This is a genomic window from Pseudomonas sp. Irchel 3E20 (assembly GCF_900187645.1).
GTDB lineage: Bacteria > Pseudomonadota > Gammaproteobacteria > Pseudomonadales > Pseudomonadaceae > Aquipseudomonas.
On the sequence record NZ_FYEE01000004.1, the window covers coordinates 34,317 to 49,292 of the forward strand.

Sequence of the window (14,976 nt, forward strand, 5' to 3'; positions counted from 1 at the left end):
ACGAATAGTCGAGATAAGACAGTTGCCCCCACAGTATTGGCAGAGTTACTGCCCCTCCAGGCTCTGGCGCACTTTGTCGAGCAGTTCCTGGATGTGGAAGGGTTTGATTATCAGGTCCATGCCGGTGCCCAAAAAGCTTTGCCGGTTGGCGGCGTTTTCGGCGTAGCCAGTCATGAACAACACCGGCAGGTTCGGGTGCCAGCCCCGGGCGAGGTCGGCCAGTTCGCGGCCATTGAGGCGCGGCAAGCCGACGTCGGTCAGTAGCAGGTCGATGCTCGGGTCGTTTTGCAGGCACGACATGGCTTCTTCCACATCGGCCGCCAGGGTGCAGCGGTAGCCGGCGTCCACCAGCACTTCGGCGACGAAACCACGCACGGTGGGCATGTCCTCGACCACCAGCACGTGCTCGCCGCTGTTGGCCTGGAACACCTCGCTCACTTGCGGCACCTGGGCCACCGGCTCGGCGCTGGCGGGCAGCATGATGGTCACTTCGGTGCCTTGGCGCGCCACGCTGCGGATGCGCGCATCGCCGCCGGACTGGCGGGCGAAACCGTAGATGCTCGACAGCCCCAGGCCCGTGCCCTGGCCTAAGGGTTTGGTGGTGAAAAACGGATCGAAGACCTTGTCGATCACGTGGTGGTCGATGCCGATGCCGTCGTCGCGCACGGAAATCGCCAGATAGGGGCCGTTTTCCAGCTTGATGCTGCCGTGGGAGTAGGCCGCGTAGGTGGTCACCCAGATATTGCCGCCATTGGGCAGTGCGTCGCGGGCGTTGATGACCAGGTTGAGCACCGCGCTTTGCAGCTGGATCGGGTCCACCAGGGCGACGGCGGCTTTGCTGGTCAGTTCCAGCTTCAGCGAAATGCGTTCGCCAATGGTGCGCACCAGTAATTCTTCAAGGGAACGGATGTGCTCGTTGATGTCGATGGGCCGGGTGTCCAGCGGCTGTTGCCGGGCGAAGGCCAGCAGGCGATTGGTCAGCCCGGCGGCGCTCAAGGCGGAACTGAGGGCCGCGTCGGCGTAGTCGATGACCTTTTCGGGGCGCTGGCTGGCCATGCGTTTTTTTATCAACTCAAGGCTGGTGATGATCCCGGTCAGCAGGTTGTTGAAGTCGTGGGCGATGCCGCCGGTGAGCTTGCCCAAGGCGTCCATTTTCTGCGCTTGCAGCAGTTGCGCCTCGGTGCGGGCCAGGCGGCTGGTGGCGTTGTCCAGTTCGGCGCGTTGGTCACGCTCGCGGTGGCGGTGCTCGGTGACGTCCTCGACGAACACCAGGCTCAGTTCAGGAGTGCGGTAGGGGGAAATCTGCCACTCGGTCTCGCGGGTCTGGCCTTCGACCTGGATGCTCAGGGTGCCTTTCCAGCGCTCACCGGCGGCCAGGCGCTGGCGCAGTTCCTGGATCACCGCGCACTGGTCCTTGCTGAAACATTCGAGCAGGGCGTCGGGGTTGAGGTTGTCCTGCACCAGTTGGGCAAACGCATGGTTGCATTCGTGGACCTTGAGCTGGGCGTCCATCACGGCGATGGGCGCGCTGATGTTGAAGAAAATTTCGCGAAACCGCGCCTCGCTCTCGCGCAGCGCGTACTCGGTGTCGCGCACCCGCAGCAAGGTGCGCAGGGTGGCCAGGAGCACGTCCGGGTCTACGGGGTGGGTCAGGTAGGCGTCGGCCCCGGCATTGAGGCCGGTGATGATATCGCCGGTCTCGATGGACGCCGCCGAGACATGCACCACCGGCAGCAGCGCGGTGGCCGGGTCGGCCCGCAGGATGCGCACGATGTCAAAGCCGCTCATGTCCGGTAGGTTGACGTCCAGCACCAGGCCATCGACCTGCTCTTGCGTGATGATGTCCAGGCCATCCTGGCCGGTGCCCGCCTCGAGCACCTGGTAGCCGTGCTGCACCAGGCGCCGGCGCAGGGCGTAGCGGGTGGCAACGTTGTCGTCGACGATCAGCAACCTGATGTCACGCTTCATGAACGGGCTCCGAGGGAATGGACAGCGGGATTATCACGAAAAACGTCGAACCGGCGCCGGGAACACTGTCCACCCCCACGCTGCCGCCGAGCAACGCCGCAAAACGCTTGCACAATGACAGGCCCAGGCCGGTGCCGCGCAGTCTTTTTTGCAGGGGCGAGTCGATTTGCGAGAAATCCTCGAACAGGTTGCCATGCAGCTCGGGGGGGATGCCCAGGCCAGTGTCGCTGACCGCGAAGCGGATCTGCGTGGGGTTGAGCATGTGGGCCGAGACTCGCACCTCGCCTTGCAGGGTGAATTTCAGGGCGTTGGAGATGAAATTGCGCAAAATCTGCGCCAGCTTCTTGTCGTCGGTGTAGAGCCTGGGCAGGCCCACCGGCTCCTCGAAGATGAGGTCCACGGCACTGGCGTTGACGATGGGCCGGAACATGCCGCGCAGGGCCGCGAACAGGTCGAACATGTCGAACCAGGCCGGGGAAATGGTGATGCGCCCGGCCTCGATCTTCGCCAGGTCCAGCAAGTCGTCGACCATGTCGGTCAACTCCCGGGCCGAATGGCTGACGAACGCTACCTGCTTGTGTTGCTCGGCGCTTAGCGGGCCGTCGAGTTCGTCGGTGAGCAGGCTGGCGATGCTCAGGATCGAGCCCAGGGGCGTGCGGAACTCATGGCTCATGTACGACAAAAAACGGCTTTTGAGGTCCGAGGCCTGGCGCAGTTGCTCGGCCTGGGTGTCGAGCTCGGCGTACAACGCCAGCACGCCCTGGTTGGTGTCTTCCAGTTCGGCGCGCAGGGCATCGGCCTCCGCGCGCAACTGGCGCACCAGGGCGCTGTCGTCAGCGCCAGGCGGGGTAGGGCAATCAACCATCACTGGCCTCCAATGCAATCACGAATACGGTGACGTCATCCCGGCCCCGGCAGTAGTCACGGTGCAGCAGGGCGGCGATAAGCGCCGGATGACGATGGACAAGGCCGGGGTAGTCCGCCAGGTTCCAGCGCGATTGCAGGCCATCGCTGTAGAGGATCAGCAATTGGCCATGCACTGGAGCGTAGTCGAACACCTGGGCGCGCCGGAACTGGCTGCCGACGATGCCGGGGTGGGACGGCAAGCCCTTGGAGCTGCCCGGGGCGATCAGGCAGGCGCCGATGTTGCCCACCCCGGTGAAGCTCAAACGATCGGCATGGGTGTCGAACTGGGCGAACGCCAGGGCGCCGCCACGGGTGCCGTTCATCGCCAGGTGGATCTCGTTCATGAGTTGCGAGGGTTCGCTGAAGGGCTCCAGGGCAAAGGCCCGGGCGCCGGCCAGGGACGCCCGCTCGGCTTCGCTGCCGTGGCCCAGGCCATCGGCTACTAGCACGCTGAGGCGTGACGGCTCCAGCACCAGATGCCAGGCGTCGCCGCAGGCCGGGTCGTGGTGCAGCGAATGCTGGCTGACGCCGTAGCGCACATCCTTCGCTGCAACGCCACGCGGGTACAGGCGTGCCAGCACCACGGCGCCACGGCTGTCCACGTACACGTCGAACACCTCGGCCAACCGCGAGATCGCCCCCAAGCCAATACCCTGGGTGCCGCCGGTGGAGTAACCGTCCACCAGGCAACTGTCGAGGTCAAAGCCCTGGCCTCGGTCGATGGCGATGATTTCGATGCCGCTGGCACCAGCCCCCGGCAGTTCGCGCAGGTGCAACTCGCCGCGCACAGCGTGCTTGAGCAGGTTGCTGGCCAGCTCGGTGACCACCAGGGCCACGCGCCCAGCGTCAGTGTCGTTGAACCCATAGCCTTCGGCTTGGCGCTGCGCGGTGCGGCGGGCGTGGCCGATCTGGCTGGGGTCTTCAATGGGTAGCACATGGGTGATGGCGCTGGGGATATTCAGACCCATCGTGTGATCGCCACGCGGGTGCCCTGGCCAGGCGCGGTGTCGAGCTCGAACTCGTCCACCAGGCGCCGGGCGCCCGTCAGGCCCAGGCCCAGACCGCTGCCGGAGGTCCAGCCGTCGGTCAGCGCCAGTTTGAGGTCGGCAATGCCGGGGCCTTCGTCGCGAAACAACAGGCGCAGGCCGGTGCGCGCCGGCTCTTCGATGATCTGCCAATCCATATGGCCGCCACCGCCGTACACCATGGTGTTGCGCGCCAGTTCACTGACGGCGGTGACCAGTTTGGTCAGGTCGATCAGGCGCATGCCGCATTGCTGGGACAGCTTGCGCGCCAATTGCCGGGCCAGGACCACGTCCTGTTCGATCTGGATCGGATGAGTGCCACTGCTGGGCAGGGTCATGATTGCGCCAACCGTTCGTTGAGCAACTTCATACCGCGCTCGACATTCAGCGCCGTGCTTACGCCGGGCAGGGTCAGGCCCAGTTCCACCAGGGTGATGGCCACGGCCGGCTGCATGCCCACCAGCACGGTTTGCGCGTCCATGATCCGCGAAAGCCCGGAAATGGTGCCGATCATGCGCCCGATGAACGAGTCCACCATGTCCAGGGCGGAGATATCGATCAGTACGCCTCGGGCGCAGGTGCGGTTGATGCGTTCGGACAAGTCGTCCTGCAGGGTCAGGGCCAGTTGGTCGTGCATATCGACCTGGATGGTCACGAGCAGCAGCTCGCCCATCTGCAAAATGGGGATGCGCTCCATGCTTACACCGCCTTGCTCACGCTGACGCCCAGGCGTTTAAGGGCCAGCGCCAGGGCATCGGCCAGGTTGGCTTTGGTCACTACGCCTTGCAGGTCCAGGCCCAGGTGCACGATGGTCTGGGCGATTTGCGGGCGCACGCCGCTGATGATGCAGTCGGCACCCATCAGGCGGATGGCGGTGACGGTCTTGAGCAGATGCTGGGCCACCAGGGTGTCCACGGTGGGCACGCCGGTGATGTCGATGATGGCGATTTCCGAGCCGGTATCAACGATGCGTTGCAGCAAGGATTCCATCACCACTTGGGTGCGCTGCGAGTCGAGCGTGCCGATCATCGGCAGGGCCAGCACGCCGTCCCACAGCTTGACCACGGGGGTGGACAGCTCCAGCAGTTCTTCCTGCTGGCGCTGGATCACCGCCTCGCGGGACTTCTGGAAGGTGGCGATGGTGTGCATGCCCAGGGTGTCGAGCAACTCGGAGACTTCCCACAGTTGCTCGGCCAGCAGGGCAGGTTCCTCGTTGTATTCGCGTTGCAGCAGGGCGAACAGCGGGCCCTTGAGGGCAAAGATGAAGTTGGCGGTTTGCCGCGAGTCCTGGCCCGCGAGGGCGCGGCTGTGGGAGAGCTTTTCCAGGAACTGGCGGGTTTGCGCCCAATTCTCAGTGGCAACGCTTTGCCCGTTACCGCCGTCGAGCGCGGCGACGATCAGGCCGAGAAAACTGCTGGCCTGGTGCTGCAAATCTTCTTCCTTGAGGTTGCGCGACCCGCCGGAGGCTTGGAGGCTGGCGACCCATTGGGTGAGCAGTGCTTGCTGATTCTGTTGAAGGGCCTGGAGGGTACGTGCTTGCAGTGTTGCCATGGGAGTGGCTCCTGAACGATTCGTGGGTAAATGACAACAAATAGAGATGAACGAATGACTGACCTGCGGCAATGGGTTTGGTTTTGCCCCGCTGCGGGTCCAATAGCGTTTTGTGACCGACGTCACGTTTGCCGCGTATTGGCAAAGTAATGGCGCCGCGCTGAGCATAGAACACCCTGTGCCGGGCCAGCGACGATGACAGCGAGCGCGCCCACGCCCGCGTGGGTTGATGGCTTCGACGGACGGGCGCTGGCGGAGTTCAGCAAAAACTGCACCGGCGCCAAAAAAAACCTGCGCCCCTGTTTATAGCCAGCCGGCGTGCCCGCGCCCGGTCGTGCAGCGGCCGTCAATCGCGGTATGTGGACGAACCTTAAGGGCGGTTTTGCCACCCAGCGCGGGCGAGCCCGCTTGCGACAGACAGAGGGGGACCTGTTATGGCTTGTAATAAATTGCGCGTATGAATTTGTCCGAAGTGTTGTAGGGTTTCTCCCCCAATTTTCTTCAGGTTTTTATGAGTACGTTACTGGAGCCTCCCAGTCCCCTGTTTCATCTGACACCCCGCCGCTTGTCCGCGATGACCACCCTGGCCATCGATTCTGCCGTACCCGCCAAGCCCCTGTTGCCGACTGTCCTTTGCCTGCGCGATGCCTATGCCCGTGCCCGGGCGTTGCGGGGGGTTGAGTAATCATGGAATGGATTGCCGACCCCACGGCCTGGCTGGGCCTGGCCACCTTGATTGTGCTGGAGCTGGTGCTGGGCATCGATAACTTGGTGTTTATCGCCATCCTGGCCGACAAACTGCCGCCGGCGCAGCGTGACCGCGCGCGGGTGATCGGCCTGTCCCTGGCGTTGCTGATGCGCCTGGGCCTGCTGGCCAGTATTTCCTGGATGGTGACCCTCACCGCGCCGCTGTTCGAGGTGTTTGACAAGAGCTTCTCGGGCCGCGACCTGATTATGTTGTTCGGCGGTGTGTTCCTGTTGTTCAAGGCCACCATGGAACTGCACGAACGCCTCGAAGGCCATGTCGCCGAGCGCACCGCCAACGGTACTTACGCGCGGTTCTGGCCCATCGTCGCGCAGATCGTGGTGCTGGACGCGGTGTTCTCCCTGGATGCGGTGATTACCGCCGTGGGCATGGTCGAGCACTTGGCGATCATGATGATCGCAGTGATCGTCTCCATCGGCCTGATGATCGTGGCCAGCAAGCCGCTGACCCGCTTCGTCAACAGCCACCCCACCGTCATCATGCTGTGCCTGGGCTTTTTGATGATGATCGGCTTCAGCCTGACGGCCGAAGGCCTGGGCTTCCACATTCCCAAGGGCTATTTGTACGCGGCCATCGGGTTCTCGATCCTGATCGAGGTGTTCAACCAGATCGCCCGCGCGCGGCGCAAGAAAAGCCTGCAAGGCGTGCGCCCCTTGCGTGAGCGCACTGCCCACGCGGTAATGCGCCTGCTGGGTGGGCGCACCCTGGGCGCCGACGAAGTGGGCGAGGAAATCGCCGACATGCTTGAAGGCGAGGCCAGCGCGCAGGTGTTCGACCGCCGCGAACGCATCATGATTAGCGGCGTGCTGCAACTGGCCGAGCGGCCCATTCGCACGGTGATGACACCCCGGGCGCAGATCGACCCTATCGACCTCGCCGACAGCCCCCAGGCCATTGCGGCGAAACTGATGCACTCGTCCTACTCGCGCCTGCCGTTGATTCGTGACGGCCGGGTGGACGAGCCCCTGGGCTTCGTGCACAAGAAGGAGCTGCTCAAGGAGCTGTTGGCCGGCAACCAGCCGGACCTGGCGACCATGGCACGCCAGACCATCAACCTGCTCGACAGCTTCACTATCCTCAATGCCCTGGAGCAAATGCGCAAAGCCTCGACCCACATCGCGTTCGTGGTCAACGAGTTCGGCGACTTCATCGGCCTGCTGACGATGACCGACATCCTCGAGTCCATCGCCGGCGAGCTGCCGGATTCCTGCGAGATCGAAGGACCGAACATCGAGGCCACTGCCGAGGGTTTTGTGGTCAACGGCGCCCTTAACCTGAGCCTGGTGCGTGAGCAGATCGGCTTCCAGGCCCAGGCCAGCGCGGACTACCAGACCCTCGCCGGCCTGGTGATGAGCCTGCTCGATCGCTTGCCGCTGATCGGCGACCGTCTGCACTGGCAGGGCTGGAGCCTGACGGTGGTGGAAGTCAAGGAACGGCGGGTGACCCGGGTGCTGATGCGCCAGGACGCGGAGACGGCGCAGTAACCGGTGCGCGCCGGGGGTGATACCCTGGCGCGCTTCCCCGTATCGCCCCAAGAGGAGCCCCCATGCGCGAACGCCCCGCCGCCCGTTTGCTGGTCATCAGCCCCGCCCGCGAAGTGCTGTTGTTTCGTTTCGTACACAAGGACGGCGCGCTGGCCGGCAAGGACTACTGGGCGACCCCCGGTGGCGGCGTCGAGCCGGGGGAAAGCTTCGAGGCCGCGGCCATTCGGGAATTGCGCGAAGAAACCGGCATGGTCATCGACAGCGTCAACGCCTCTGTCGCCCAGCGCACCTTTGAACTGATGCTGCCCGACGGCGAAACCGTGCTGGCCATCGAGCGTTTTTATCTGGTTCATGTGCATGACACCCAGGTATCTCGGGCCCAGTGGACGGCTGAAGAGGTGCAGGTGATGGCTGACCACCGCTGGTGGTCAGCCGCCGCACTGCGCCAGACCACCGACCTGGTGTGGCCCGCCGGGCTGGCGGACCTGCTCCAGGCGCTGGGGGCGTTCGAACCGGCGTGACGCGCCCCCCAAAGCCGGATCGTCAGCCGTGCCGGGTGACCTACCAATCACTCCTGCGCGGCACCGGCCCGGCCTGTGAGGGAAATAGCGGCAGCACCTCTTCGGCCAGTTCCTGCACCACCTCGGCGGCGGGGCGGGTGCAGAACTGGATGCCCAGGGCGGCATGGTTGACCCCTTCGCGCTGCCATTGGCTCAACAATTCGATCAAGCCCTTGCGCCCGGTGCGCAGCACATAGCCGCCTTGCAGCGGGGTGCGCGGATGGTCGGGGTCGGCCACAAGGTCGAGCCATTCATTGGTGACGTGGGGGCGGAAGCCGCCATCGCTGATCGCGCTGCGCCATTGCGCGATTTTCTGCCCCAGGCGCCGTGGCCCGTCGCTGTTGTGGGTGGCCTCGGGGAAGGTCAGCCAGCCGTCGGCGTGTTCGGCAATCCACTGCGGCGTCTGTCGGCTGGTGCCCGTCACCAACAGCGGGATCGAGCCGCTCACCGGTTTCGGCAGCAGTTCGGCGTCGCTGATACTGCCCAACGGGCTGTGCAGTGCGCGCCGCCCGGTTTGCAGCAATTGCCGAAAGTCGCTCACCGCCTGGGCAAAGCGTTCGCCGCGCTGGCTGTGCTCTAGACCATAGGCGGGAAACTCCCCGGGCCGGTCTCCCGACGCGATGCCCATCACCAGCCGCCCGCCCGAGAGTTGATCGACGCTGGCCGCGGCCTTGGCCAGGTCGATGGGGTGGCGCAGGCTGAAAATCGCACTGCCGGTGGCCAGGGCGATGCGTTCGGTGTGGGCGGCGAGGAAGGCCAGGTAGGTGAAGGGGGCGAACACTTGGCCGGCGTCGCCGAACGTGGGGTCGTACAGCGGCACGTCACGCACCCAGACGCCGGCAAAGCCCTGGCGGTCGATTTCGCGCACCAGCCGCGCCTGGCCGCGCAGCACCTCGCTGTCGCCCTGGTAAAAGCGCAGCGGCAGGAAAACCCCCAGGGTCAGGTGCCCGGGGGCGAACATGCGCCGGTAGCCAGGATGCTGGGCAAAGGCTTGGCAAGAGGCACCGCACAGGCGGGTAGGAAGGGTCATGGTCAGGCTCCTGTGGCCGGTGCGGGTAGGCTCAGGCCGGTTTGTACGGCGGGGCGGGCGGCCACACGCTGGTGCCACGCGCTGAGGTGGGCGAAGGCGCTGAAGTCAAAACCGACCAACTGGGCGATGTGGCTCCAGCCGAAGTGGGCGATGTCGGCGATGGAGTACTCGGTGCCGGCCAGGTACGGCTGTTGGGCCAGGCGCGTGTCGAGGGTGGCGAAGGCTTCTTCGCTCAAACGGGTAAAGCGCTGGACCTGAACCGGGTCTGGCGGGTTGGCGAACACTTGGGCATGCACCCGTTGCCCCAGCAGCGGCCCGACGCTGGCCGCGTGGAACACCAGCCACTGGATCGCCTGCCAGCGCGCCGTGGGCTCGTTGGGTAGCAGGCGCCCGGTTTGGTCGGCGAGGTAAAGAAGGATGGCGGCGGACTCGAACAGCGTGATGCCGGTGCTGTCGTCCACCAGCACCGGGATGCGGCCGTGGGGGTTGAGGCGCAAGAAATCGGGGTGGCGGTGTTCGCCGCGGTCGATCTGCACGTGGTGCAAGCGGTAGTCCAGGCCCAGTTCCGCCAGGGCGATGGTGGTTTTGAAGCCGTTGGGTGAACTGTCGGTGTAGAGGTGGAGCATGGGGCGTCATCCTGTCAGTGCTTGGCTGGTGTAGTTTTTCTAAAGCGGCTAAGGTGGGCCGCTTCTCGATATTGGCTATCTGCACCGCCTAGCGGAAACGATGATTTTTCACCCCTGAGTTAAGGAAAACTAAAGCCTATGAGCCGTCCCTTGCCGCTACAGGCCTTACGCGCATTCGTCGAAGTGGGCCAGCACGGCAGCATCAAGGCTGCGGCGGCGGTGCTCAATGTCACCTCTGGGGCGGTGAGCCAGCAGATCCGCCTGCTGGAGGAGCGGGTCGGCCTGGCGCTGTTCACCCGTGAGCGCCAGGGCCTGCGCCTGACGCAAACGGGGGCGGCGGTGTACCCGGCGTTGCACGAGGCCTTCGCACAGATCGCCCGGGCCAACGAGGCCCTGGAGCAGATCCAGGCACGCCAGACGTTGACGGTGAGCACCGTGGCCACCTTCGCTGCGTCCTGGCTGGTGCCGCGCCTAGGGCGCTTCAACCAGCGCCACCCGCAAATCGAAGTGCGGGTGGAGGCCACGTCGGCCCTGGTGGATTTTCGCCGCGACCGGGTGGACGTGGCCCTGCGCCACGGCTTGGGGCAGTACCCGGGGTTGTACGTTGCGCGGTTGATGGCGCCGGTGCTGGTGCCGGTGGCGCGCCCGGGCCTGCTGGGGGGGGACCGGCTCGGCGCGCCCGCCGACTGCCTCGACCACCCGCTGCTGCACGATGCCGACCGTGCCGACTGGCCGCTGTGGCTAACCGCCCATGGCGTGGCGGCGGACCCACGGGCCGCGCGCGGTTCGGCGCTGGAGGATGATTTTTTGCTGATCCGCGCCGCCGAGGCCGGCCAGGGCCTGGCCCTGGTACCCCAGCAATACGCCGAGCAGGAGATCGCCGCCGGGCGCCTGGTGCAAGTGCTGGACAAACCCTGGCCGGCGCGTTTCGCCTACTACGCGGTGGCTCGCCCGGAGGCCATCGAGCGCCCGGCGGTCAAGGCGTTTCTGGCCTGGATCATGGAAGAAGCCGCCGCCCTGGGTTAAGGTGGCGCGCTTCGCTCCCGCCCTGGAACCCGTTCGCCGATGCCCCTGATCCGTCATTTCCAAAGCCCGCCGCCCGAGGCGATCGAGAGCCAGATCCTGCAACTGGTGGTGGACAACCTCACCGACATCAGCGCTATCGGCATCGGGCCAAGCAACCTGCTCTACAACGTCTACCAATACGCCGTCGGCTACGAGGTGCACCTGTACCTGCAAGCCCTGGGCGGTGGCCAAGGCGTGGCCGCGGAGTTGCTGGTGGCCATGGACGAAGACGACCCGGAGGCGCTGCTGGGTTTTGTCCTGTACCTGCCGGTGCAGGACGACCCCCTGGCCTGCGGCGTGGCCTTCATGGCGGTACGCGCCAGCCATCGGCGCCAGGGGGTGGCGCGCGCGCTGCTGGGGCAGATGCTCGCCCGCTATCCCCACGGCGAATTGACCTGCGCGGTGGATAAGGTGGCGTACTTCGAGGCCCTGGGCTTCACCGTGCTGGGCCCCCGCGGCCCGCACGTGCTGATGAGTACCCGCCAACGGCCCACCGATGGGCTGATGGCTGTGCTGGACGTGGCGCCGGTGTACCGCTCCCTGGAAGTGCGGCAGATCCACACCTACCTGCTGCAAAAGCACGGCAAGCGGGCAATGCTCGACGCCGAAAAACAACGCGACCGCCACCTCGACCAAATGACCCGCAAGGCCCAGGCGTTCGTCCGCCAACGCCTGGGCTGAGCCTCTATGGCGTGCCGTTGCGCCCGTGCAGCAAGTAGCCGGGGCGCTGGCTCAGGCGCTCGTAGTAGGCGCTGACCGCCGGCAGGTGCGGGTGCTGCAACGGGGTCTGGAACCAACGGTTGACCGACAGCCCGATGGCGATATCCGCCAACGAGAACGCCTCGCCGCTGACATGCCCGCCGCTGGCCTGGAGCTGGCCTTCGAGAATCGCCATGTTCGCGGCCCATTGCCCGCAGGCTTCGGTCAGGGCCTGCGGGTCCTGGTGCGCCGGCGAGTGGCGAACCAGGGACAGGAAAGGGTAAGTCCAGGATTTGTTCAGGTCGGTGGCCTGCCAGTCCAGCCACTGGTCCACCCGGGCCCGGGCGCGGGGCTCGGTGGGGTAGAGCGCGGTGTTGCCTTCACGGCCCGCCAGGTAGCGGATGATCGAGTTGGACTCCCATAGCACGAAATCCTCGTCCTTTATCACCGGCACCATGGCGTTGGGGTTGAGCGCCAGGAACGCCGGGTCGTGGGTGGACTGAAAGCCCGAGCCCCAGTTTTCGCGGGCGAAGGGCAGGCCCAGTTCGGCGCAGGTCCACATCACCTTGCGCACGTTGATCGACGAAGCTTTACCCAGAACTTGCAGCATGGCGTGTCCTTGTCAGTGGCGGTGCACGACTATCGCTGATCGCCTGCCCTCGGGAAAGTGGCAAATCGCTAGTGCCTGCTTGACTCCACGTATCTGCCGGCGCTGGTGCTCAATCGCCGCGCATGCCTGGGCCAGGGGAAAGGCTCGGTAGCGCCCCTGGCGCGCAGGTTCGGGAATCAGCCCGAGGGCTTCGTACAGGCAAATGGCCGGTGAGGCTGGCGAGCTGGCCTGCGAACATAGGGCGCCCTGACAGGTGGGCTGGGGGTCATGGTTTGCCGAACAGCGCGGTCCAGTAGATCCCGGCATCGCTTTTCGGGTCTGCGGCGTAGGCCGCGCCCAGTTCCTGGAACGCGGGGTTCATCAGGTTGGCGCAATGCCCGGGGCTGGCCAGCCAGCCGTCGATCACGGCGCGCACGCTGTCGTGGCCGGCGGCGATGTTTTCGCCGATCTGCTGGCCCTGGTAGCCGGCCAGTTCGGCACGATCGCCCGGGGTGCGACCGTCGCGGTCGCGGTGCTCGAAGAAATTCTGGTTGGCCATGGCACGGCTATGGCCTTCGGCGGCGCTTGCCAGGGCTGCATTCCAGGCCAACGGCGCACTGGCCTCCAAGCGTTGGGCGCCGCACTGGCGGGCCTGGGCGCGGGCGCCGTTGAGCAGCTCTAGGAGTTTTTGCCCTTCGGCCTGCCAATCCCCCAGGCGTGCGCTGAGCAACGGGCGCGCCAGGACGATGCGCCATTCCCGGCCCTCGCGGCTGATGCCGACATCGACAAATTGCGGGTCCAGCACCACTTGGCAGAAGCTCTCGCGCACGGCCTGCATGGCGGCGGCCCCATCCCGCGGGCCGGACAGGCGAATGGCCTGCACATTGACCATCGGGTAACTGGCCTTGACCAGGGCCTGTTGCAGGTCGCCCATGCCGGTGGCGGGCAGGATCAGGCGCGGGTCGCTGGCCAGGGGTGGCAACTCCCCCAGGGCCTGGCCGGCGCAGCGTTGGATCTGGCTGCGGTAGCTGTTGAGCGAGTCGACCAATTGCGACTCTTCGCTGGCCATGGCGTGGGTGGTGCTGGCCAGGGCAAGCGTGAGCGCGCCAAGGCGCAGGACAGTGGTAAAGCCCATGGAGATCTCCTGGTGACGGACCGCGCCATGATGCGCGATAACACCGCGCCGAGTACAACCGCTTTTCATCCCGCGCAGGGGTTTGCCCCCATCTTTGCGGGGCTTTGGCCGACTACACTGAGCAAGTCGAACCGACCCTGCCGCACAAGGACTGCCCCCATGGGAACCCTACTGAACATCCTCTGCCTGGCGCTGTGGCTGGGCGCCGGGCAAGCGCTGGCCGGCGCCCAACAGGCCGAAGACAAGGCCCAGGCGCTGGAGCACAGTGCCGCGCAGCAGGACCTCGCCACCCCTGCGCCCAAGGGCCAGGCCATTACCCCTACCGAAGTGCAAGCCGTAGACCCGGCCGGCGCCGCGCCTCTGGACGACGCCATCACCTGCCTGGCCCGCAGCATCTATTGGGAAGCCAAGGGCCGCGCCAGCGCCGAGATGGAAGCGGTGGCCAGCGTGGTGATGAACCGCCTCGGCCATGAAGGCTTCCCCGACACCGTTTGCGCGGTGGTCAAGCAGGGCTCGGAAAGCGGCGCTTGCCAGTTTTCCTGGTGGTGTGACGGCCGCGCCGACGCCGTGCAGGAAGAGGCCCAATACAGCCTCGCCAAGGAAATCGCCCGCAAGGCCCTCAACCGCCAACTCCAGGACCGCACCCTTGGCGCCCTGTACTTTCACGACCGCAGCGTAAGGCCCGACTGGGCTGGGGTTTACGTCAGGACGAACGCCACGGGGCGGTTCGTGTTCTACAAGCCTAAGGGTGGGGAGGCGAAGTAGCGCCATCGTTGGGCGCGAGCCTGCTCGCGACGAGGCGGGCAGAGCGCCGGCACTTGTCTCTTCAGCAGTAGCGCTGTCGCGAGCAGGCTCGCTCCCACAGGGGGCGGGTTTGGCCCCGGGTCAGGCCGTTTGCCTGCGCATCGCCAGCAGGGCGGTGCCGAAGCCGATGAAGGTGGTGCCGACCACGCGGTTGACCCAGCGGGAGAACTGCGGGCGGCTGAGCAGGCCGCGGGCCTGGGAGGCGAGCAGGGCGTAGACGCTCAGGGAACTGAGGGACAGCGCCATGAAGATCAGGGTCAGGATCAAAAATTGCGGCACCAGCGGCGCTTGCTGGTTGATGAATTGAGGAAACAGCGCAGTAAAGAACATCGCCGCCTTGGGGTTGGTGGCGGCGGTGAGGAAAGCGGACTTGAACAGTTTCAGCCGCGACGGCATCGCACCGCGTTGCTGTGGGTCGCTGTCGCCGCCGAGCACGGCTTTCTTCGTGAGCAGGGCTTTGGCGCCGAGGTAGAACAGGTAGGCCGCACCGAGGACTTTCAAGGCGTTGAACACCCATTCGGAACTGGCGATCAGCGCACCCAAGCCCAGCATGGCGGCGGCGGACATGCAGAACAGCCCGCTGGCGTTGCCCAGAGACGACCACAGGGTGGATTTGGCGCCGTAGGTCAGGCTGTTTTGCAGGGCCATCACGGTGGCGGGGCCGGGGCTGGCGATGGCGATGCCGGAGACCAGGGTGTAGGTGAGTATCGAATGGGCATCCATGTTCGCATCTCGAGGCAGGGTCACGGCGGCCATTGGGGCCGCCGT

At 65.6% G+C, this 14,976-nt stretch carries 16 protein-coding genes; 5 read left to right on the forward strand and 11 right to left on the reverse strand.

Features of this window, described 5'->3' with window-relative positions; all coding sequences use genetic code 11:
• Positions 1-45: 45 nt before the first annotated feature.
• Genes CKW13_RS08900 through CKW13_RS08925 form a run of 6 tightly spaced genes read right to left on the reverse strand, consistent with a single transcriptional unit; the run spans position 46 to position 5,450 of the window.
• Positions 46-1,968, reverse strand: coding sequence for a response regulator (locus tag CKW13_RS08900; protein WP_095108227.1), 1,923 nt, complete (start codon positions 1,966-1,968; stop codon positions 46-48).
• The gene (locus CKW13_RS08905) at positions 1,958-2,833 is read right to left on the reverse strand and encodes a sensor histidine kinase KdpD (RefSeq protein ID WP_095108228.1); all 876 of its coding nucleotides are present in this window, start codon (positions 2,831-2,833) and stop codon (positions 1,958-1,960) included. Before CKW13_RS08905 ends, CKW13_RS08900 begins: the two co-directional genes overlap by 11 nt.
• The gene (locus CKW13_RS08910) at positions 2,826-3,842 is read right to left on the reverse strand and encodes an ATP-binding protein (protein WP_176465078.1); all 1,017 of its coding nucleotides are present in this window, start codon (positions 3,840-3,842) and stop codon (positions 2,826-2,828) included. Before CKW13_RS08910 ends, CKW13_RS08905 begins: the two co-directional genes overlap by 8 nt.
• A complete protein-coding gene (locus tag CKW13_RS08915) occupies positions 3,833-4,237 on the reverse strand; it encodes an anti-sigma regulatory factor (RefSeq protein WP_095108229.1) in 405 nt (134 codons plus the stop codon). The genes CKW13_RS08910 and CKW13_RS08915 overlap by 10 nt, the downstream gene beginning before the upstream one ends.
• Positions 4,234-4,596 carry an STAS domain-containing protein gene (locus tag CKW13_RS08920; protein WP_095108230.1) on the reverse strand — a complete coding sequence of 121 codons (363 nt, stop codon included), beginning with the start codon at positions 4,594-4,596 and terminating at the stop codon, positions 4,234-4,236. The genes CKW13_RS08915 and CKW13_RS08920 overlap by 4 nt, the downstream gene beginning before the upstream one ends.
• Before the next feature lie 2 nt (positions 4,597-4,598).
• Complete coding sequence (locus tag CKW13_RS08925) at positions 4,599-5,450, reverse strand: STAS domain-containing protein (protein ID WP_095108231.1); 852 nt, start codon at positions 5,448-5,450, stop codon at positions 4,599-4,601.
• 687 nt (positions 5,451-6,137) lie between these two features.
• Between CKW13_RS08925 and CKW13_RS08930 the strand changes: the two genes are divergently transcribed.
• Together CKW13_RS08930 and CKW13_RS08935 are read left to right on the forward strand one after the other, a co-directional pair.
• Positions 6,138-7,700 carry a TerC family protein gene (locus CKW13_RS08930; protein ID WP_095108232.1) on the forward strand — a complete coding sequence of 521 codons (1,563 nt, stop codon included), beginning with the start codon at positions 6,138-6,140 and terminating at the stop codon, positions 7,698-7,700.
• A gap of 62 nt (positions 7,701-7,762) precedes the next feature.
• Positions 7,763-8,221: an NUDIX hydrolase gene (locus CKW13_RS08935; RefSeq protein WP_095108233.1), complete on the forward strand. Its 459-nt coding sequence runs from the start codon at positions 7,763-7,765 to the stop codon at positions 8,219-8,221.
• Between the two features lie 40 nt (positions 8,222-8,261).
• Here the strand turns inward: CKW13_RS08935 and CKW13_RS08940 are convergent, their stop codons facing one another.
• Both CKW13_RS08940 and CKW13_RS08945 read right to left on the reverse strand, forming a co-directional pair.
• Positions 8,262-9,290, reverse strand: a complete 1,029-nt coding sequence (locus CKW13_RS08940; protein ID WP_095108234.1) for an LLM class oxidoreductase — start codon at positions 9,288-9,290, stop codon at positions 8,262-8,264.
• Positions 9,291-9,292: 2 nt separating this feature from the next.
• Positions 9,293-9,916 (reverse strand): glutathione S-transferase family protein, encoded by a 624-nt coding sequence (locus CKW13_RS08945; RefSeq protein ID WP_095108235.1) that lies wholly within the window; start codon positions 9,914-9,916, stop codon positions 9,293-9,295.
• A gap of 138 nt (positions 9,917-10,054) precedes the next feature.
• On the opposite strand from CKW13_RS08945, the gene gcvA reads away from it, so the two are divergent.
• Together gcvA and CKW13_RS08955 are read left to right on the forward strand one after the other, a co-directional pair.
• On the forward strand, positions 10,055-10,942 hold the full coding sequence (gene gcvA / locus CKW13_RS08950) for a transcriptional regulator GcvA (RefSeq protein ID WP_095108236.1): 888 nt from the start codon (positions 10,055-10,057) through the stop codon (positions 10,940-10,942).
• A 39-nt stretch (positions 10,943-10,981) separates the two neighbouring features.
• Positions 10,982-11,662 carry a GNAT family N-acetyltransferase gene (locus CKW13_RS08955; RefSeq protein WP_095108237.1) on the forward strand — a complete coding sequence of 227 codons (681 nt, stop codon included), beginning with the start codon at positions 10,982-10,984 and terminating at the stop codon, positions 11,660-11,662.
• 4 nt (positions 11,663-11,666) lie between these two features.
• Here CKW13_RS08955 and CKW13_RS08960 read toward each other — a convergent pair whose 3' ends face one another.
• Together CKW13_RS08960 and CKW13_RS08965 are read right to left on the reverse strand one after the other, a co-directional pair.
• Entirely contained in the window at positions 11,667-12,290 is a 624-nt protein-coding gene (locus CKW13_RS08960) for a glutathione S-transferase family protein (protein WP_095108238.1), read from the reverse strand.
• 265 nt (positions 12,291-12,555) lie between these two features.
• Positions 12,556-13,404, reverse strand: coding sequence for a CAP domain-containing protein (locus CKW13_RS08965; protein WP_095108239.1), 849 nt, complete (start codon positions 13,402-13,404; stop codon positions 12,556-12,558).
• Between the two features lie 159 nt (positions 13,405-13,563).
• On the opposite strand from CKW13_RS08965, the gene CKW13_RS08970 reads away from it, so the two are divergent.
• Positions 13,564-14,169, forward strand: a complete 606-nt coding sequence (locus tag CKW13_RS08970) for a cell wall hydrolase (protein ID WP_095108240.1) — start codon at positions 13,564-13,566, stop codon at positions 14,167-14,169.
• A 120-nt stretch (positions 14,170-14,289) separates the two neighbouring features.
• Here CKW13_RS08970 and CKW13_RS08975 read toward each other — a convergent pair whose 3' ends face one another.
• Positions 14,290-14,931: a LysE family translocator gene (locus CKW13_RS08975; protein WP_095108592.1), complete on the reverse strand. Its 642-nt coding sequence runs from the start codon at positions 14,929-14,931 to the stop codon at positions 14,290-14,292.
• Between the last annotated feature and the right edge of the window lie 45 nt (positions 14,932-14,976).